We start from the raw sequence: 17477 nt of genomic DNA, 5'->3' as shown, positions 1-17477 counted from the left end.
GGATCATCAGGGTCCGCCAGCATATCCAGCATCTCATAAAATGGCGTTTGCAGCACCTTGTCGCGTACATACCGCAGCGCAGAAAAATCCTCAGTTGCGAAGCCGACGGAATCAAACAACGTGATCTGCCCCGCGCTGTCGCGTCCGGTAGCTTGGCCGGTGATCACGCGCCACAGCTCCTGTACCTCGTGCTCGGGCGCAAGCTGCTGAATTTCGCCCTCGATCCGCGTTTGCGGCGGATATTCGACAAAAATCTTCGAGCGCAGCAGAATATCGCGGTGCAGTTCGGTCTTGCCCGGGCAGTCCCCGCCAATAGCGTTGATATGCAGCCCAGCGCCGACCAGATTATCTGTCAGGATGGTGGCATATTGCTTATCCGCCGTGGCGGTGGTGACAATCTGCACCCCTTGCATCGCCTCTTCAGCAGAGGCGCAGGGCGTGATCTTGAACCCGAATTTGGCGAGATTGCCCGCGCATTTGTGGGTCGCGGCGGGGTCGATATCATATAGCCGCAGCGTATCAATACCCAGCATAGCCTTGAACGCCATGGCCTGAAATTCAGACTGCGCCCCATTGCCGATCAGCGCCATGGCGTGTGCGTTTTTCGGTGCCAGATGTTTCGCCGCCACGGCGGAGGTGGCGGCGGTGCGCAGTGCCGTCAGCAGTGTCATTTCAGACAGCAAAATCGGATAGCCCGTGGCCACATCCGCCAGCAGTCCAAATGCGGTCACGGTCTGCCTCCCACTGCGCGTGTTCTTGGGGTGGCCGTTCACATATTTGAAGGCGTAGAGTACATTGTCGCTGGCAGGCATCAGCTCGATCACGCCATCCACCGAATGCGCTGCCACCCGCGCGGTTTTATCGAAGCTTTCCCAGCGGCGGAAATCCTCCTCCACATAAGCGGCTAGTTCGGTCAGGCAGGTTTCAATGCCGATTTGTAGAATTAGCTTCATCATATGATCGACGCTGACAAACGGCACGACATTCAGATTGGCGGGTTGAGACATCAGAAGCTCCAGGTTGGGCGGTCCAGCACGCGGCGCCCCAACAGGCTTGCCACGAGATCGACCAGCAATGTCGCGGTACGGCCGCGTTCGTCGAGAAACGGGTTCAGTTCCACAATATCGAGGCTCGACACCAGTGCGCTGTCATGCAGCATTTCCATCACCAGATGCGCCTCGCGGAAATTCACCCCGCCAGGTACGGTTGTGCCCACAGCGGGCGCGATGGCGGGGTCGAGAAAATCTACATCGAAACTGACATGCAGCAGCCCATGGTCCGCCTGCACGCGGTCCAGAAACCGCTGCAACGGCAAAGCGATGCCGAATTCATCAATGGCGCGCATGTCGAATACAGTGATCCCGCTGGCGGGCAGTTTCTCGCGCTCGGCGTCATCCACGCTGCGTATGCCCAGCATGACGACATTGCTGGGGTCCACCAGCACCGGCGGCGGCGCAAACGCCCCCTCAAACCCCGCCTGCCCGGTGAAATAGGCCACTGGCGTGCCATGAATATTGCCGCTGACGGTGGAGTGCAGGCTATGAAAATCCGTATGCGCGTCCAGCCATAAAACATAAAAAGGCCGGCCCGCTTGTTGCGCGCGCCGTGCCAGGCCGCTGACCGTCCCCGCTGAAAGGCTGTGGTCTCCACCCATGAAAATGGGCATGGCATCCGCGCTTTCCTCATACGCCACATGCGTTAGCAGTTGCACCCAGGCGGCGACATCAGGCAGGTTCTTCAAGGCATGGTTGGGGAAGGCCGCCGCAATGGGGGCGGGTTTGGGCAGCGTACCAAGGTCCGTCACGCGGTGGCCCAGCCGGGCAATCGCCGTTGCCAGTCCCGCCGTGCGCAGCGCACTCGGGCCCATCTCACAACCCATCCGCCCGGCGCCATCCTGCACCGGCGCGCCGATCAATTTGCAATGTCTTGGAATCATCTCACCCCCTCGCGGGTCAGGCGGCCCGCTGGATTGATAGAGCCAGAGCGCCCCGGCGAGGGGAATAAGGAAATTTGGCATTTTTTTTAGTGTTTTTGCCATTTAGAAAAACAAAATTTGTCATTATGGTAAGTCATGGACGAGATCGACCACAGACTGATCACCTTATTACGACATAACGGTCGCGCCAGCATTTCTGAGCTTGCGGCGGAGCTCGGGCTGTCCCGCGCCACGGTCCGCACGCGCATGGCACGGCTAGAGCAGGCGGGGACCATTCTTGGATACACCGCCATCCTGAAGGCGGGTGTTGTCGCGCAAAAAGTGCGCGGCGTCATGATGATCGAGGTGGAGGGCTACGCGGCGGACCGTGTGGTGCGTAGCCTGTCCGGCTTCCCCGAGGTCACAGCAATTCATTCCACCAACGGACGGTGGGATTTAATCGTTGAGCTGGGGACGGAGACGCTGGAGGATCTGGACGTGGTGCTGCGGCGGATCAGGCTAATCCAGGGCATCAATAACAGTGAGACAAACCTACTTCTGGCTACGCCGCGCGCCACCCGGCCGGGGCTGTAGGAGCTGTTTCCTCCATCCGCCAGGGGTCATAAACGTGTCACACGCTGGGTAGGGTTCCTGACGTAGAGAAGCCCCTCGATTTTACAACGCGTTCACTTTGGGTGTCATGACATGCGCTTCCGCGATTTTCTTCTTAGCGCCACATTGTGCGTTTCAGCGGGGCTAGTGGCCCTCACCGCCGCACAGGCCGCAATCCAGGCGCCGCAAGGGGCAGTGGCGCCGTCTGCTCTGGCCCAGGCTAAGGGCACGGCGGACCAGTTCAAAACCGCGACGCCGATCAAGCATGTCGTTATCATTTACGATGAAAATGTCTCCTTCGACCATTATTTTGCCACCTATCCACATGCCCAGAACCCGCAAGGCGAGCCCAAATTCACAGCGTTGTCAGGCACGCCGCATGTAAATAATCTGGTGAGTGCCAATCTGCTCACCAACAACCCCAACTTCACCAACAAGCAAAACGGGGCGGACGCGGCCAACCCCTTTCGGCTGGACCGCACGCAGGCCGCTACTGCCGACCAGAATCACGGCTATACCGCCGAGCAGCAGGCTTATGACGGTGGCAAGGCGGATCTGTTCCCCAAATATACCGGCCGGGGCACGCCGGGCGGCGTGGGTGCGTTCGGCACCAAGGGGCAGGTGATGGGCTATTATGATGGCAACACCGTCACCGCGCTCTGGAATTACGCCCAGCATGACGCGATGGACGACAACGCCTATACCGACACGTACGGCCCCTCGACCCCCGGCGCGCTGGAAGTCGTCTCCGGCCAGACAGACGGTGTGAAGCTCATTGCCAGTAACAAATCCTCTTATTATCTCAAGAATAACATTAACGGCAAAACCGATTACGCGCTGATCGCAGATGTCGATCCTGGCCATGACGTCTGCTCCAAAAAGACCAACCAGGTGATGATGACCGGCAAGAATATCGGTGACCTGCTGAATGCGGGCAACATCACTTGGGGCGGCTTCATGGGCGGGTTCGACCTGCAAACCAAAAACCCCAACGGCACCACCGGCTGCGCGCGCAGCACAGTGTCCACGGTCGTCGGCAAAACGGTGCCTGACTACATCCCGCACCATAACTGGTTCCAATATTACGCTTCTACCGCCAACCCGCGGCATTTGCGCCCGGCTGGGCTGGTGGATATCGGCTACAGCTACGACCATTACGGCCAAAAAGACCCCGCCAACCACGAATACGGGCTGCATGATTTTTACAAGGCCGTGGCGGCGGGCAATTTCCCGGCGGTGTCATACATCAAACTGCCCGCCTATCAGGATGCCCATGCCGGCTATTCAGACCCGCTGGACGAGCAAGCAGGGCTGGTAAAGTTGATCAACTTCCTTCAGCATCAGCCGGACTGGAAAAACACTGCTGTCATCATCGCCTGGGATGATTCCGATGGCTGGTACGACCACGCCTTCGCCAAAACCCTGCGCAGCTCCTTCAACCCCAAGGCTGACCGGCTTGACGGGCCGGGCAAATGCGGCACCGGCACCCCGCCGGACGGCCTTGATGGCCAGCCCGTCAACGGGCGTTGCGGCCCTGGCACGCGTTTGCCCTTCCTCGTTATCTCCCCCTGGGCACGCCCGAATTATGTGGACCATACAGAAACCACCCAGGCTTCTGTGGTCAAATTCATTGAGGATAACTGGCTGCACGGCGCCCGGCTGGGCGGCGGCTCTTTCGATGCACAGGCCGGGTCCATCATGGGCATGTTTGATTTCACCCAGGTGCCCCATAACAAGCCGCTGCTGCTCAATGCCAGCACGGGTGAAATCCTCGCATCCGCCGACTAAAAAACCGTCCGGGGATGGGCGCCCCCCATTCCTGGACGCGCTTATTTGGTCTCGAACAAATGCTCCGCCGCTATTTCCGCTTTTGACGCGTACGCATCATTCAAGGCTGGGGTGTGGGAGTGATAATCCCCAATCGCGGGCAGCAACGCGCCATGGGTCTCTTTCAAATAGCCACGTAAAATCAAGGCCGCGGCTGCAATGTTGAAGCAAGCGTCATTAATTAGTCGCGCTCTGGTTTCCGCCTCGCTGAACCTGGCTCGTGCCGCTAGCATGGGAATCCAGATTGTGTTCACCTGCATCACCCCCAGATCTTCTGTGCCGTTTGTGTTCTGATGCACAACTCCCACGGCACCGCCTTCGATTTCTTGAATCACCGGCAGCACGCGTGGCGGCAGCGCCGTTGTTGCCGCCACCACGATCATACAATGCAGATACGGGATCATCAGCGGGCGATTTCGTGTTTTCCTGGTTTGCCAAGCATGGTGCCGGTGCTATAGCCCGCCACGTCCTCCAGCAAAACAGGCGGCTTTGCTAGTCATGAAATTGTCATATACCAGCAGCAACTTTTTAAACAGTCGTGAAGGTGAAGCGGGCTTTACACTGCTTGAGCTGCTCGTCGTCATCGTCATTCTCGGTCTGCTCATTGGTCTCGTCGCCCCCGCCGTTTTGCGTCAGCTCGGCCATGCCAAAGACTCCATCGCCAAACAATCGATCGAGCGTATTGGCTCGGTGCTGGATCTCTATAAGCTGGATGTTGGGGCCTACCCAAGCACGCAGGATGGTTTGCAGGCGCTCATCACCCAACCCGCCGATGCCCCCGCCTGGGCAGGACCTTACATTAAAAGCAACAAATTGCCGCATGACCCGTGGGGGCATCCTTATATGTATCAATCCCCCTCCAGCCGTCCGGGGCTGGATTACGATCTGTGCTCGCTGGGACCTTCAGACAAGCCAGGCCAACCGGGTGATCCGGGGCTGATCTGCAATCGCTAAGCGGGGCAGGGCAGGTAGGTCAGGCTAAACCAGCCTTCCAGTGTCTCGCCCGGGTTTAAAATCCTTACCCCATGGCGGGCCATGTCATCGCCACGGTTGAACGCATCATTCAGATGCGAAACCGGCTCGAAGGCAAAAAAAGGCTTGTTTTTTGGGGTGAACAGCACCGCATGGCCTAACCCTGCCGAGGCTTCGAGGGCCAGCCCATAGCCAAGCTGCGGATATTCAATGCGGGCCGTGCCCGCCCAGTCTTCAAAACAATGGTCGAACCCCTCGTCCCCCAGCCGCTTGCCCGCCGCAAATGCCTCCCGCCAAACTGTGCTGGGGGCGGCGGGCAGCATATCGCCGTCATTCTCCCACATCGCTGAGGCCACGAAGCTCAGCTTCGTTTCAGGCGCTCGCGGGAAAAATAAATGATGCCCCATCCCGGCGGGAAAAGGCTTGGCGTCGCGGTTGGTAATTCGCAGGCGCACATGCAGGGCGCCCGCCCATAGCTCATAAAGTTGCTCGGCCTCATATCGGAAGGGAAAAAACTGCATGTCCTGCCGTTCCGGTGCGGCGTGCAGACGTAGCAAAGCGTGCGTAGCGCTGGCTTCGGCAATCTCCCAGACAGCATAAAGCGCATTGCCGTGCAGGGCATGGCGGGTCTCGCGGTGGTCACGTGACAGTGCATAATCCACCCCCCCAAAGCTGAACCGGCCCCCGGCCACGCGGTTGGAGAAGGGCATCAGCGGATAAGACGCCTGCTCCCGCACGCTCACCACGTTCTCCGGTCCCGGCGCAACAGGCCGCAATAGGCAGGTGTCCTCATGCCACCAACCCGCAATCGCCCCCCCCCATGGCCGGGTTCAGGGCCAGCAGCATATGGCCGTTGGCCAGGCGCAGTTCATCCATGTCGGGGCTTAAACGCTGGCGAGAATGCGGCTGCGAGCATTATCGATATGCGCCCGCATGGCTTGGCGCGCAGCTTCTGCGTCATGGGCCCGGATCGCCCCGGCAATCGCCCGGTGTTCAGCTTGCACCGCCTGTAGCCGTGCCGGGTCCGGCGCGGCGAGAGACAGGCTGCGCGCTACATGCATCCCCGCGAAGATATGGGCGGAAAGCGCATCCAGGCTCTGGATGAACAGTTCATTCTGCGTTGCGCAGGCAATGGCGACATGAAAGAGGTGATCCGCCTCCACACCGATCTCGTGGCTCGCCACGGCATTATCTAGCGCCATCAATGCGTCATCTATCCGCGCCATGCTCTCCGGCTGCTGGCGCAAGGCGGCAAGCGCGGCAGCCTCGCCTTCCAGTGCAATGCGCAGCTCATAGCAGCGCATCAGATCGGCCATGCCGCCAATCGGAGCGAGGCGCAAAAACTCATCACGCGGACGCTTGGCCACATAGGTGCCTGCACCGTGGCGGGTATGCACCAGCCCATCCGCCTGCAATCGGAAAATCGCCTCTCGCACCACCGGGCGGGAGACTCCATAAAGCTCGCATAGCTTGGCTTCTGAGGGCAGGCGCTCCCCCTCCGGCAGAGTGCCGTCAATAATCTGCGCCACAATTTGTTCGTAAAGCTGGTCGGCTAAACGGGCAGCGCGCGGCAGTTGGCCAAAGCCCGGCGGCGCAGTGGAAAGCGGGGTGGACACGGTAACAACCTCCTTCTCCTTCCATACACGCCAGAGGGTGGAGGCAGGCAAGAGCAAAATCACTTGACAACAAGTTGTATGACAAGTTTATAAATTGCAAGGGATGCTAGGGTGCCATTTTCCCGGCCAGGAGGACGTGATTGCTAAAAAAGGATAGGTTGATAGCCAAAATTCTCCTGGATTCAGCGTGCCGGGTGGTTGAAACTGCTGCCCGTCACACACCACCGCACATAACAAATTCATCAGCACGCCGCATGAGTACGAAGGATTTTGCCCAATGAGCTTCACTGCTGAAGCGTTCCGCGCCCAGCTCACCGGAATTTCTGGCATTCTGGTCTCGCCGTTCGATCATCACGACCAGTTTGATCCGGCGCCGTTAAAACCGATTGTTGACCGTGCTGTGGCGGCGGGGGTGCATATCCTCACCGCCAACGGCAATACCGGCGAGTTTTACGGCCTTACCACTGCCGAGGCGGAGCGTGCCGTTCATGCGGCGGGTGAGGTCATTGCCGGCCGGGTGCCTATGCTGGCGGGCATTGGCCGCTCCATTGGCGACGCGCTGGCCCTGACCAAAGCCTCGCGCGCGGCGGGGGCCTCCGCCCTCATGGTCCACCAGCCGCCCGACCCATTCGTCGCCCCGCGCGGCGTGGTGGAATACGTCAAACGCGTGGCTGAGTCAGGGCAGGGTCTGCCGGTGGTGATCTATCTGCGTAATGACGGTATCGGGTTGGACGCCATTGCCGACCTCTGCGCCATTCCGGGTGTTGTGGGCGTAAAATGGGCCACTCCCGCGCCGCTGCGCTTGGCCGAGGCCATCCGGCGTGCGGATCCCTCTATCGTCTGGGTCGGCGGCCTAGCGGAAACCTGGGCGCCGCCGTTCTACGCGGTGGGCGCGCGCGGCTTTACCTCTGGCCTCATCAATGTCTGGCCCGCGCATTCCATGGCAATTCACACCGCGCTGGAAGCCGGGGATTATGCCAAGGCCCGCGCCTTGATCGCCACCATGGAAAGCTTCGAAGCCCTGCGCGCCGAAGAAGGCAACGGCACCAACGTCTCCGTGGTGAAAGCGGCGCTGAAGCTGATGGGGCATGATTGCGGTGCCGCCCGCCCGCCCGGTGCCTGGCCCCTAACCGCCCGCCAGCATGATGAGTTGGCCAAGCGCCTCGCTGAATGGGGTCTCACCAAGGCGAGGGCCGCGTGATGGACGGGTTGCTCTGGCTGAACAGCACCGGCATGGCCAACGGTCCCGTCACCTTCCATGGCTACGACGCCGCCAGCGGCGTGGCGCGGCCGCGAGGCTTTGGTGAGGCCGGACCGGGGGAGTTGCAGCGCGCCTGCGACTTGGCTGAAGCCGCCTTCAACACCTACCGCGCCACCCTGCCTGAAATCCGCGCAGCCTTCCTTGAGGATATCGGTACCCGGATCATGGCGCTGGGGGACGCGCTGGTAAATGCCGCCTGCGCTGAGTCCGGCTTGCCCCGCGGGCGGATAGAAGGGGAACGCGCCCGTACGGTCAACCAGCTCAAAATGTTCGCGGGCGTGCTGCGCGCCGGGCGCTGGCTGGATGTCCGCATCGACCCCTCCTTGCCGGAACGCCAGCCGCTGCCGCGCTCAGACCTGCGCCTGCGCAATATTCCGCTCGGCCCAGTGGCAGTGTTCGGCGCTTCCAATTTTCCTCTGGCATTCTCCGTCGCCGGGGGCGACACCGCTTCTGCTTTAGCGGCCGGCTGCCCGGTGGTTGTCAAGGCGCACCCCGCCCACCCAGAAACCTCGGCCCTGGTGGGCGAGGCCATTGGCGCGGCGGTAAAAGCCAGTGGTCTGCCGGAAGGCGTGTTCTCCCTGTTATTCGGCGCTAGACATGAGCTGGGCGGCGCGCTGGTGGCGGAGCCACGGATCAAAGCCGTAGGCTTCACCGGCTCCCGCGCGGGTGGCTTGGCTCTCTGTGCCATCGCCGCCAAGCGCCGCGAGCCGATTCCGGTCTATGCCGAGATGAGTGCGGTAAACCCTGTGCTGCTGCTCCCCGCCGCCCTCAAGGCACGCGGAGCCGCGCTGGGCAAGGCGTTTGTAGCCTCGCTCACCATGGGGGCGGGGCAGTTCTGCACCAATCCCGGCTTACTGCTCGCGGTGGAAGGCGAAGAGTTGGAAGACTTCATCGTCGCTGCCCAGGCCGCCTTGGCAGCTGCCCCGGCACAAACCATGCTCACCGCCGGCATCCGCGCTGCCTGTGAGCGTGGTGTGGCCGCCCGCGCGGCGGACCCTGCGCTTACCACCCTGGCCAACGGCCCTGGCGGCGCCTTGTTCGCGGCCGATGCCGCCAGCTTCCTCGCCAACCCGGCTCTGGGTGACGAGATTTTCGGCCCCGCCGGACTGCTGGTCCGCTGTCCGGACGAAGCCGCCCGCCAGCAGGTTCTAGAGGCGCTGGAAGGCCAGTTGACCGCCACCTTGCACATGGATGAGGCGGACCGTGAACTGGCCCATGCCCTGCTGCCGCTTCTGGAGCAAAAAGCCGGGCGCATCTTGGCCAATGGCTGGCCCACCGGCGTGGAAGTATGCAACGGGATGGTACATGGCGGGCCGTTCCCCGCCACGTCCGACGCGCGGAGCACCTCAGTCGGCGCCAAAGCCATTGAACGCTTCCTGCGCCCTGTCTGTTACCAAGATCTTGACCAAGCCTTGCTGCCGCCTGAGTTGCGTGATGAGAATCCCCTCGGGCTCCCGCGCCTTCTCGACGGCGTGCCGGGCTAAGGCGATTATTTAGAGAGGATAACACGTCCATGACTGAGCAAACCCCGCGCCGTAAGAGGCCGGAGGATCTGCGCTCCGCTCGCTGGTTTGGTCCGGCTGATCTGCGCTCGTTCGGCCACCGTTCCCGCGCCATGCAGATGGGCTACGCCCCGGAGGAATGGCAGGGTCGCCCGGTGATCGCTATTCTCAACACTTGGTCCGACCTCCAGCCCTGCCACGCCCATTTCAAAACCCGGGTGGAGGATGTGAAACGCGGCATTTTAATGGCTGGAGGGTTCCCCGTGGAACTTCCGGCGCTGTCTCTGTCGGAAACTTACCTTAAACCAACCTCCATGCTCTACCGCAACATGCTGGCCATGGATGCCGAGGAGCTTCTGCGTGCCCACCCCATTGACGGTGTGGTGCTGATGGGCGGGTGCGACAAAACCACCCCGGCATTGTTGCTGGCCGCCACCTCCATGAACCTCCCCGCCATTTATGTGCCCGCTGGGCCGATGCTGCGCGGCAACTGGCATGGCAAGGTGCTCGGCTCCGGTTCCGATAGCTGGAAATATTGGGACGAATTGCGCGCCGGAAAAATCACTGAGAAAGACTGGGGCGGTGTGGAGGCCGGCATTGCGCGCTCCTATGGCACCTGCATGACCATGGGTACCGCAAGCACCATGACCGCTATTGCCGAGGCCGTGGGTATGGTGCTGCCGGGCGGTTCCTCAATGCTGGCGGCGGATGCTGGGCATATCCGCCTCGCCTCCGAATCCGGCCGTCGTATTGTGGACGCCGTGTGGGAGGATCTGACTCCAAGCCGCATCCAAACGCACGACGCGTATGAGAATGCGATTGCTGTGGCGATGGCCATGGGCTGCTCCACTAACGCCATCATTCATCTCATCGCCATGGCCAAGCGCGCCGGGCAGGATATCGGGTTGAAGGATTTTGAGCGTTATTCTCGCAAGGTGCCTGTTATTGGCAACGTGCGCCCATCTGGCGACAAATATCTGATGGAGGATTTCTTCTACGCGGGCGGCATCCTGGCGTTGATGAACAGCATGAAGGAGCATCTGCATCTGGACTGCCTGACCATCAACGGCCGCACGCTAGGCGAGAACATTGAAGGCGCGGAAGTCTATAATGACGACGTCATCCGCCCTCTTACCAACCCAATCTATGGGGAAGGTTCGTTGGCTGTACTTACAGGCAATCTGGCACCGGATGGCTGCGTCATCAAACCCGCCGCGATGGATCAGAAATTTCTGAAACATTCTGGCCCAGCCCTAGTTTTCGACGATTATCCAAGTCTGAAAAGGGCCGTAGACGATGAAAGCTGGGAAATCACCGCTGACCATGTTCTCGTGCTGCGCAATGCCGGGCCGCAAGGTGGACCGGGCATGCCGGAATGGGGTATGCTGCCGATGCCCAAGAAACTCCTGAAGGAGGGCCACCGCGACATGCTGCGCCTATCGGATGCCCGCATGTCCGGCACCAGCTACGGCGCCTGCGTGCTGCATGTGGCGCCGGAGAGTTTTGTCGGCGGTCCGCTGGCGCTAATCAAAACCGGTGACATTATCAGCATCGATGTCGAGGCACGCAGCATCCGCGTGGAGATTTCGGACGACGAAATGGCGGCCCGGAAGGCCGCCTGGCACCCTCCCGAACCGCGTTATGAGCGCGGTTATGGCTATATGTTCTCCAAACATATCCAGCAGGCCAACGAAGGCTGTGATTTCGATTTTCTGCGGACGGATTTCGGCGCGCCGATAAAAGAGCCTTCCATTTATTAAAGGGCCAACCAGCCCACATAAAAAACCCCGGATAGCATGACGCTATTCGGGGTTTTAAAATCCAAGATTTTTACCGGTTTTGTTTCCACGCCTCGAACTTACGGGAGGACTCAGGGTCGGTCGGTGGATATAGCCCCAAAATCGTCGCGCCCTCTCGTACCTGCTCGGTTACGAAATCCTCGAACTGCGTCATATTCACCGCTTCCTCGGCGACTTCGTCTGCAATATATGCAGGAATCACAATCACCCCATCCGCGTCGCCAACGATGATGTCTCCTGGAAATACTGGCGCATCTCCGCAGCCGATAGGGTCGTTAATCGCCACGGCATGGTGCAGCGTGAGGTTGGTGGGCGCGCTAGGGCGACTGTGAAAGGCAGGAATATCCAGCCCGGCAATCTCCGCGCTGTCTCGGAACCCTCCATCCGTCACCACACCGGCTGCGCCGCGCTGCATCAGCCGGGTGACGAGAATACCACCGGCGGAGGCCGCGCGTGCATCCTTGCGGCTGTCAATCACTAGCACCGCGCCAGGCGGGCAGGTTTCTACCGCTTGGCGCTGCAAATGGCCGCGGTCACGGAAGGATTCGAGTGTGTCCAGATCCTCACGTGCGGGCATGTAGCGCAAGGTAAACGCCTCGCCGACCATGCTCTCCTTCAGCGTGCCAAGAGGCAGCACGTTCTGGATAAATTGCTGCTTAAACCCCCGCTTGAACAAAGCGGTGGCGAGTGTCGCGGTGCTGACTTTCCGTAAGAGAGCCTTAGTCTGTTCGCTTGGCATGATTCCTCTTTGGGCGATGTGGCCGGGCGCACAATACACCCGGCCGCGATAATGTTTAGAACTTCATTTTCGTTTCAAGGCCAAATACCCAGGCGTTTGGCACGTGTGCGTACGAGAATGTACCCGGGTCCATCACATATTGAACGTTGGGATGGATCAGTAGCCACGGTGTCGCCTGTAGGCCATAGCCCACTTCTAGCACGCCTTCACCGGTAGAAAGATTGGTTAGCGTCCCGTTGGATTCAGCCTGCTTTACATCCAGCGCGCGCTTATTGATGATCGCGCGGACATAGCCGAGATTAATGTAATCATCCGGCCGGGACGCGAACAACCCACGCGCTTCCATTGCCCCTAGCACGGAGCCCTGGAACAAAGCGGTGCTTGGGTCGGAGTAAGACACCATCGCAATGGCAATCAACCCGCGCTTGGGACCGCCAAATCCCATCACCATCTGGTCGGCGATGGCATAAAACCCATAGCGCCCGCTGATCATCTCAGAGCTGTTGGTGACGGAAGGCGCGGAGCTGGTGTCGTAATAGGCGCCAACTTTATATTCTCCGGTCAGCCCGTTGAAATCGGTCTTGTACCCGGCTTCGACGGGAATCAACGCGCCGGTGGAACCGGACGTGGACATTTTCAGCCCATTGCCGTGCTGCCCATAGGTCGGGTTCACGTCATAAACGCCAGCCTGCAGATACAGCGACGGGGTAAAATTTACCTTCGCTCGTCCGCCCCAATGGCCGGTCGGGTTATCAGACCAGCCTGAGGAATTCGGCAAATTCTGAGCATGGGCGCAGAAGCCTACGTTCTGAAAGTCGCAGCCATAAGCCATCCCGCCGAAATCATTCCCCATCGGGTAAAAACCGACCTTGAGCTGGAGCATCTTGTGGAACAAGGATTGCTCGATACTGACCTCGGAAATACGCGTGGTCTCACCAGCGCCATATACCTCCTGAACGGAGAGTTTGTTGCCGATATAATCTGCTGAGGTAGAGCGGCCTTCGCGGGTATTGAACCCCACTTTCAGCACCGCACCATCCAATCCCGCCAGCTTGCCGAGGTCCGCCTTGAACCCATAATAGAATTGCTGTGCATAATCATTGCCCTGGCGTTTGCCGCCAGACATAGCGTCAGCAAATTCGCCGTCATATCCGGCATCAAAGGTCAGGCCATCCGCAGCCAGCTTGGTCCGCCCGCCATTCCAGTCCCCGGTCATGGTCTTCTGATTCATCCAGTCCTGCCAAGTATAGGCATGGGCGGCGGAAGCCAGAAGCCCGGTACCGGCCACACCCGCCATCAAGGTCCGGCGTAGAATCGATCGCTTTTTTGACAAATTAAGCTTGGTCATGAACATGCTCCCAGCATTGTTTTTTGCTTTGACTTAGTGTCGTGCAGATAATCTGTACAAATCACTCGAAAATATGTTAAATATAATTATTACTTATATTACAAATTAAAAGTACGCGTGGTCGCTAAAGAAAGGTAAAATAACGATTTTAATTGTGAACAACAAAATGACAAACAGTAGTAAAATCGTTTGACATATTTTTCGTGTTGCCCTCATATGCGCCACGGTCGCGCCGTTAGGTGTAGGCGATGAGAAACGCCCGGCAATGCGGGCAAACGGGAAACGAACAACATGATAAAAGACAAATTTTCGCGCAGGACGGTTCTGGGTGGAATGGCGGCTGCGGGCCTTAGCGGGTTTGCTGGCAGCGCGCGCGCGGCGATGCCGTCTCTGCCGTCTTCGCCGGTCCGTCTCAGTGTCGTGGACGTTGCTGGCACGCTAGCGCTCACCCGCCCGGCATTTGACGCTTATGTCAAACAACACCCCCAGTTGGTCTCGCATATTGAATACAGCAAGGCTCCCGCGCCGGAATTGCCGGGCAAGTTGAAAGCCGAGCAGGCCGCCCACCGGCTGGATATCGACCTTGTCCTCACCGGCATCGACGCGCTGTCCGCCGGGTTGAAACAGGACATCTGGTTGCCGCTGTTCCCGCAATATGCTGGGGCGCTGCCCAATCCCTCCGAGATTTATCAGCCGCACGCCCTGCAAATGCAGAGCTTTGCCCAGGGTCATGCCCTGGAGGTTGTGTTCTGTCCCGCCGGTCCTCTGATTGAATACAACCCGGAGTTGGTGAAAAAAGTCCCCACCACCACGGCGGATGTTTTGGCCTGGGCGAAAGCGAATCCCAAGAAGTTCATCTATGCCCGGCCTGAGAATTCCGGTCCGGCTCGTATCTTCATGATGGGCCTGCCCTACCTTTTGGGCGACACTAACCCGCGTGATCCGCGCAAGGGTTGGGACAAAACCTGGGCCTATCTGGCCGAACTTGGCAAGACCGTCGAATATTACCCTTCCGGCACGGGTGCTGTGATGCAGGAGTTGGGCTCCGGGCTGCGCGCCATGACCCCCACCCAGACCGGCTGGGACATCAACCCCCGCGCCCTGGGTGTGGTACCCGCCTCTGTCGAGGTCGCAAAGTTCGATAATCAGATCATCGTTTGCGACGCGCAATATATGGCTGTGCCAAAAGACATAAAACCAGAAAAACTGGCAGTGGTACTTGATCTTATGAAATTCATGCTGCAGCCTGCCCAACAGGCAGTCACTTACGATGAAGGCTATTTCTACCCCGGCCCAGCGGTGAAGAACGTGCCGCTTTCTATGGCGCCCAAGAGCAGCCAAGAGGTCATCGCGAAATTCGGTCGTCCCTGGTATGACCAGATGATCGCCACTGCGCCAACCTATATGCCGTTGAATGCGGACGATCTGGTTTACGCGCTTGGCCGGTGGGACCAGCAGATTGGCGTGATCACCGCCTCCTGATCAAGAGTAACGAGGAGTTCAAGATAAATGACGATTTCCGCGAAGAATTTCCGGGAGCTCCGGCTTGAGCGTATGCGCCGTGATTTCGGCACGCATAACGCGCTTAAGGATATTTCTTTGACCATCAAGCGTGGCGAATTCATCGCGCTGCTGGGTCCTTCCGGATGCGGCAAATCGACAGCCTTGAACTGTCTGGCTGGATTGCTGCCGCTCACCGGCGGTAGCATCTGGGTGGATGAAACGCGCATCGACCACCTCAAGCCTGAGGACCGCGGATTTGGCATGGTATTCCAGAATTACGCGTTATTTCCTCATATGTCTCTGCGCAAAAATATTGGCTTTGGCCTCAGGATGCAGAACAAGCCGAAAGATGTCATCGACGCGAAGGTGGAGGAAGCGCTGTCCCTAGTGCGTCTTTCCACCCAGGGCAGTAAACTGCCAGGGCAGATTTCCGGTGGCCAGCAGCAACGCGTCGCCATTGCCCGTGCCATCGTGGTCGAACCGCCTCTCGTGCTGATGGATGAACCTCTGTCCAATCTCGACGCGAAGCTGCGCCTTGAAATGCGCGCCGAAATCCGCCGCATACACAACATGATCGGCTGCTCCACTATCTATGTAACCCACGACCAGGATGAAGCCTTGTCTCTCGCGGACCGGATCGTGGTCCTGCGCGATGGTGAAGTGCGCCAAGTCGGCACCCCGCAAGAGCTGTATGCCCGCCCCGCCCACGCGGATGTGGCGGAGTTCATGGGTTATCGTAACATTCTAAAAGCCGAGGCAGAATCTGAAGTAAACGGGATGTTGAACATGCGGCTTGGTGCCGCGCGCCTCAGCGGGAGCGCGGTGGAGGCCATGTCCGGGCGCGATGTCGTGGCGGCGTTGCGGCCGGAGGATCTCACCCCCTCCAAGGACGGGCCGATTACCGCCTCCGTCATTTCAGCTGAATATCGTGGGAGGGATTTCTATGGCCTTGCCCGTACTGAAGACGGTATGGAGCTGTGGTTCCGTTCCGAGATCGCGGTGCGTCCGGGTGAAGACTTGCGCCTTGGCGCTCCGGCCGACCGTGTTCTGGTGTATCCCACGAGGGCGGCATGACCACCACCATGCAAAGTATTCCTCTTTCCCCGCCAGCGGAACCAGATCGGATCAGCCTCAGCCAGCGCCTCGCCCGGCGCGGACTGGATGTCACAACGTTATTGCTGGTGCCCGCACTGGTTTTCGTGCTGGCGCTATTCGTCTATCCGGCCTTGTACGGGCTCTGGCTATCGCTACACCCCATGAAGGCCAATGGTGTATTCGGCTTCGGCAATTACCTATCCTTTTTCAGCAACCCCTATATTTACGGCACCATCTTGACTACGCTGGAGCTGGCGGTGCCAGTCACGCTCATCAATATTTTGCTGTCCGTGCCTATCGCGCTGCGTGTCCGGCACATGCGCAAGCAGCGTCTGCTAACCACCATTCTCATCATCCCCATCACGCTCGGTACCGTGCTTACCGCGCAAGGCATGTTGAATTTCTACGGTCCGCTGGGTTGGTTCAACCGCACGTTAATGGTATTGCACGTTATTGATTCCCCGGTGCGGCTGGTTCATAATTTCACCGGCGTGTTTCTATCGCAGATCGTCAGCGGCTTTCCGTTCTGCTTCATGCTTATTCTGTCTTATGTCAGCGGCATCGATCCATCCTTGGAACAAGCCGGCGCCATGCTGGGTGCCGGCCCCACGTCGCGTTTTCGCCACATCATCCTACCGCTTCTAGGCGCGGGGCTAGCGATTACATTCTGTCTCGCCTTCGTGCAGGCGTTCTCGGTGTTTCCCTCGGCGGTTTTGGTCGGCGCTCCATCCGGCCCCACGCGCGTCATTGCCATCGCGGCCTTCCACGCGGCCTATGAGCAATATGATTACTCAATGGGCTCCGCTATCGCCATCATCATGGGGCTGGCGCAGATCATCGTGGTGGCCATTGTCATGAAGGCAAGCACCGCTCTCTATCGCGGCCCGGCTGCGGGCGGCAAAGGTTGAAATCCATGAAGTTCGAAAGCGAAATCGCAGGCAAGCTCTGGCGCATTGCCATCTGGGTCCTAGGGTCAAAACCCAATAACTCTATTGCTATTTCCTTGGTCTGATGATTCGCTGTCCCCGATTCGGGAGGGCACATGCGACGGAATTTATTTTGGTTGTCTGACGAGCAATGGGCGAAGATTGAGCCACTTTTGCCAACTGATGTGCGCGGCAAAGCGCGTGTTGATGACCGGAAAGTACTGAGCGGCATCCTGCATGTGCTGAAAAGCGGTTGCCGCTGGTGCGATTGCCCGCCAGAATATGGCCCTCCGACGACGATTTATAACCGGTTTGTGCGCTGGGCCGAGCGCGGCGTTTGGGAGAGATTGTTTCAAAACCTT

At 59.3% G+C, this 17477-nt stretch carries 17 protein-coding genes; 10 read left to right on the top strand and 7 right to left on the bottom strand.

What is annotated here, in order from left to right; all coding sequences use genetic code 11:
* Both BUB54_RS18180 and rocF read right to left on the bottom strand, forming a co-directional pair.
* Positions 1-1007: ornithine cyclodeaminase (locus BUB54_RS18180; protein WP_073211991.1), on the bottom strand; the 1007-nt coding region annotated here is incomplete at its 3' end.
* Positions 1007-2017 carry an arginase gene (rocF, locus tag BUB54_RS18175; protein ID WP_083553827.1) on the bottom strand — a complete coding sequence of 337 codons (1011 nt, stop codon included), beginning with the start codon at positions 2015-2017 and terminating at the stop codon, positions 1007-1009. The genes rocF and BUB54_RS18180, both read right to left, overlap by 1 nt.
* Before the next feature lie 54 nt (positions 2018-2071).
* On the opposite strand from rocF, the gene BUB54_RS18170 reads away from it, so the two are divergent.
* The gene (locus BUB54_RS18170; protein ID WP_048878198.1) at positions 2072-2509 is read left to right on the top strand and encodes an Lrp/AsnC family transcriptional regulator; all 438 of its coding nucleotides are present in this window, start codon (positions 2072-2074) and stop codon (positions 2507-2509) included.
* A 111-nt stretch (positions 2510-2620) separates the two neighbouring features.
* Positions 2621-4315 (top strand): phospholipase C, encoded by a 1695-nt coding sequence (locus BUB54_RS18165; protein WP_052948322.1) that lies wholly within the window; start codon positions 2621-2623, stop codon positions 4313-4315.
* A gap of 41 nt (positions 4316-4356) precedes the next feature.
* Here BUB54_RS18165 and BUB54_RS18160 read toward each other — a convergent pair whose 3' ends face one another.
* Positions 4357-4758, bottom strand: coding sequence for a lytic transglycosylase domain-containing protein (locus BUB54_RS18160; protein ID WP_048878199.1), 402 nt, complete (start codon positions 4756-4758; stop codon positions 4357-4359).
* A 94-nt stretch (positions 4759-4852) separates the two neighbouring features.
* On the opposite strand from BUB54_RS18160, the gene gspG reads away from it, so the two are divergent.
* Positions 4853-5308 carry a type II secretion system major pseudopilin GspG gene (gene gspG / locus BUB54_RS18155; protein WP_082075611.1) on the top strand — a complete coding sequence of 152 codons (456 nt, stop codon included), beginning with the start codon at positions 4853-4855 and terminating at the stop codon, positions 5306-5308.
* On the opposite strand, the gene BUB54_RS18150 is transcribed toward gspG, so the two are convergent.
* Both BUB54_RS18150 and BUB54_RS18145 read right to left on the bottom strand, forming a co-directional pair.
* The gene (locus tag BUB54_RS18150) at positions 5305-6135 is read right to left on the bottom strand and encodes an aldose 1-epimerase (protein ID WP_082075612.1); all 831 of its coding nucleotides are present in this window, start codon (positions 6133-6135) and stop codon (positions 5305-5307) included. The two genes, gspG and BUB54_RS18150, sit on opposite strands and share 4 nt — an antisense overlap.
* A 75-nt stretch (positions 6136-6210) precedes the next feature.
* The gene (locus BUB54_RS18145; RefSeq protein WP_048878201.1) at positions 6211-7005 is read right to left on the bottom strand and encodes a FadR/GntR family transcriptional regulator; all 795 of its coding nucleotides are present in this window, start codon (positions 7003-7005) and stop codon (positions 6211-6213) included.
* 214 nt (positions 7006-7219) lie between these two features.
* Between BUB54_RS18145 and BUB54_RS18140 the strand changes: the two genes are divergently transcribed.
* The 3 genes from BUB54_RS18140 to araD are packed head-to-tail and all read left to right on the top strand — an operon-like array spanning position 7220 to position 11465.
* On the top strand, positions 7220-8143 hold the full coding sequence (locus BUB54_RS18140; protein WP_048878202.1) for a dihydrodipicolinate synthase family protein: 924 nt from the start codon (positions 7220-7222) through the stop codon (positions 8141-8143).
* Positions 8143-9687 carry an aldehyde dehydrogenase (NADP(+)) gene (locus tag BUB54_RS18135; RefSeq protein WP_048878203.1) on the top strand — a complete coding sequence of 515 codons (1545 nt, stop codon included), beginning with the start codon at positions 8143-8145 and terminating at the stop codon, positions 9685-9687. The genes BUB54_RS18140 and BUB54_RS18135 overlap by 1 nt, the downstream gene beginning before the upstream one ends.
* Positions 9688-9716: 29 nt before the next feature.
* The gene (gene araD / locus BUB54_RS18130; protein ID WP_048878204.1) at positions 9717-11465 is read left to right on the top strand and encodes an L-arabinonate dehydratase; all 1749 of its coding nucleotides are present in this window, start codon (positions 9717-9719) and stop codon (positions 11463-11465) included.
* A gap of 70 nt (positions 11466-11535) precedes the next feature.
* Here araD and BUB54_RS18125 read toward each other — a convergent pair whose 3' ends face one another.
* Both BUB54_RS18125 and BUB54_RS18120 read right to left on the bottom strand, forming a co-directional pair.
* Positions 11536-12243, bottom strand: coding sequence for a ribonuclease activity regulator RraA (locus BUB54_RS18125; protein WP_048878205.1), 708 nt, complete (start codon positions 12241-12243; stop codon positions 11536-11538).
* Positions 12244-12298: 55 nt separating this feature from the next.
* A complete protein-coding gene (locus BUB54_RS18120) occupies positions 12299-13591 on the bottom strand; it encodes a carbohydrate porin (protein WP_241869341.1) in 1293 nt (430 codons plus the stop codon).
* Positions 13592-13882: 291 nt separating this feature from the next.
* On the opposite strand from BUB54_RS18120, the gene BUB54_RS18115 reads away from it, so the two are divergent.
* The 4 genes from BUB54_RS18115 to BUB54_RS18100 form a co-directional block, all read left to right on the top strand.
* On the top strand, positions 13883-15073 hold the full coding sequence (locus BUB54_RS18115) for an extracellular solute-binding protein (protein ID WP_052948324.1): 1191 nt from the start codon (positions 13883-13885) through the stop codon (positions 15071-15073).
* Positions 15074-15100: 27 nt separating this feature from the next.
* Complete coding sequence (locus BUB54_RS18110; protein WP_048878207.1) at positions 15101-16168, top strand: ABC transporter ATP-binding protein; 1068 nt, start codon at positions 15101-15103, stop codon at positions 16166-16168.
* On the top strand, positions 16165-17097 hold the full coding sequence (locus BUB54_RS18105; protein WP_082075613.1) for an ABC transporter permease: 933 nt from the start codon (positions 16165-16167) through the stop codon (positions 17095-17097). The genes BUB54_RS18110 and BUB54_RS18105 overlap by 4 nt, the downstream gene beginning before the upstream one ends.
* Before the next feature lie 134 nt (positions 17098-17231).
* Positions 17232-17477 (top strand): transposase (locus BUB54_RS18100; RefSeq protein ID WP_139284989.1); only part of this gene is annotated, 246 nt, incomplete at its 3' end.

The sequence above is a fragment of the Acidocella aminolytica 101 = DSM 11237 genome (assembly GCF_900129125.1).
GTDB classification, from domain to species: domain Bacteria; phylum Pseudomonadota; class Alphaproteobacteria; order Acetobacterales; family Acetobacteraceae; genus Acidocella; species Acidocella aminolytica.
Note: the sequence above shows the minus strand (reverse complement) of the source record. Positions and strands in the feature narration are given on the sequence as shown.

Bases quoted from the DNA above. Each gene is read 5' to 3' on its own strand.
- rocF (WP_083553827.1), bottom strand. From the start codon at position 2,017: ATGCCAAATTTCCTTATTCCCCTCGCCGGGGCGCTCTGGCTCTATCAA.
- BUB54_RS18170 (WP_048878198.1), top strand. From the start codon at position 2,072: ATGGACGAGATCGACCACAGACTGATCACCTTATTACGACATAACGGT.
- BUB54_RS18165 (WP_052948322.1), top strand. From the start codon at position 2,621: ATGCGCTTCCGCGATTTTCTTCTTAGCGCCACATTGTGCGTTTCAGCG.
- BUB54_RS18160 (WP_048878199.1), bottom strand. From the start codon at position 4,758: ATGATCCCGTATCTGCATTGTATGATCGTGGTGGCGGCAACAACGGCG.
- gspG (WP_082075611.1), top strand. From the start codon at position 4,853: ATGAAATTGTCATATACCAGCAGCAACTTTTTAAACAGTCGTGAAGGT.
- BUB54_RS18140 (WP_048878202.1), top strand. From the start codon at position 7,220: ATGAGCTTCACTGCTGAAGCGTTCCGCGCCCAGCTCACCGGAATTTCT.
- BUB54_RS18135 (WP_048878203.1), top strand. From the start codon at position 8,143: ATGGACGGGTTGCTCTGGCTGAACAGCACCGGCATGGCCAACGGTCCC.
- araD (WP_048878204.1), top strand. From the start codon at position 9,717: ATGACTGAGCAAACCCCGCGCCGTAAGAGGCCGGAGGATCTGCGCTCC.
- BUB54_RS18125 (WP_048878205.1), bottom strand. From the start codon at position 12,243: ATGCCAAGCGAACAGACTAAGGCTCTCTTACGGAAAGTCAGCACCGCG.
- BUB54_RS18120 (WP_241869341.1), bottom strand. From the start codon at position 13,591: ATGACCAAGCTTAATTTGTCAAAAAAGCGATCGATTCTACGCCGGACC.
- BUB54_RS18115 (WP_052948324.1), top strand. From the start codon at position 13,883: ATGATAAAAGACAAATTTTCGCGCAGGACGGTTCTGGGTGGAATGGCG.
- BUB54_RS18110 (WP_048878207.1), top strand. From the start codon at position 15,101: ATGACGATTTCCGCGAAGAATTTCCGGGAGCTCCGGCTTGAGCGTATG.
- BUB54_RS18105 (WP_082075613.1), top strand. From the start codon at position 16,165: ATGACCACCACCATGCAAAGTATTCCTCTTTCCCCGCCAGCGGAACCA.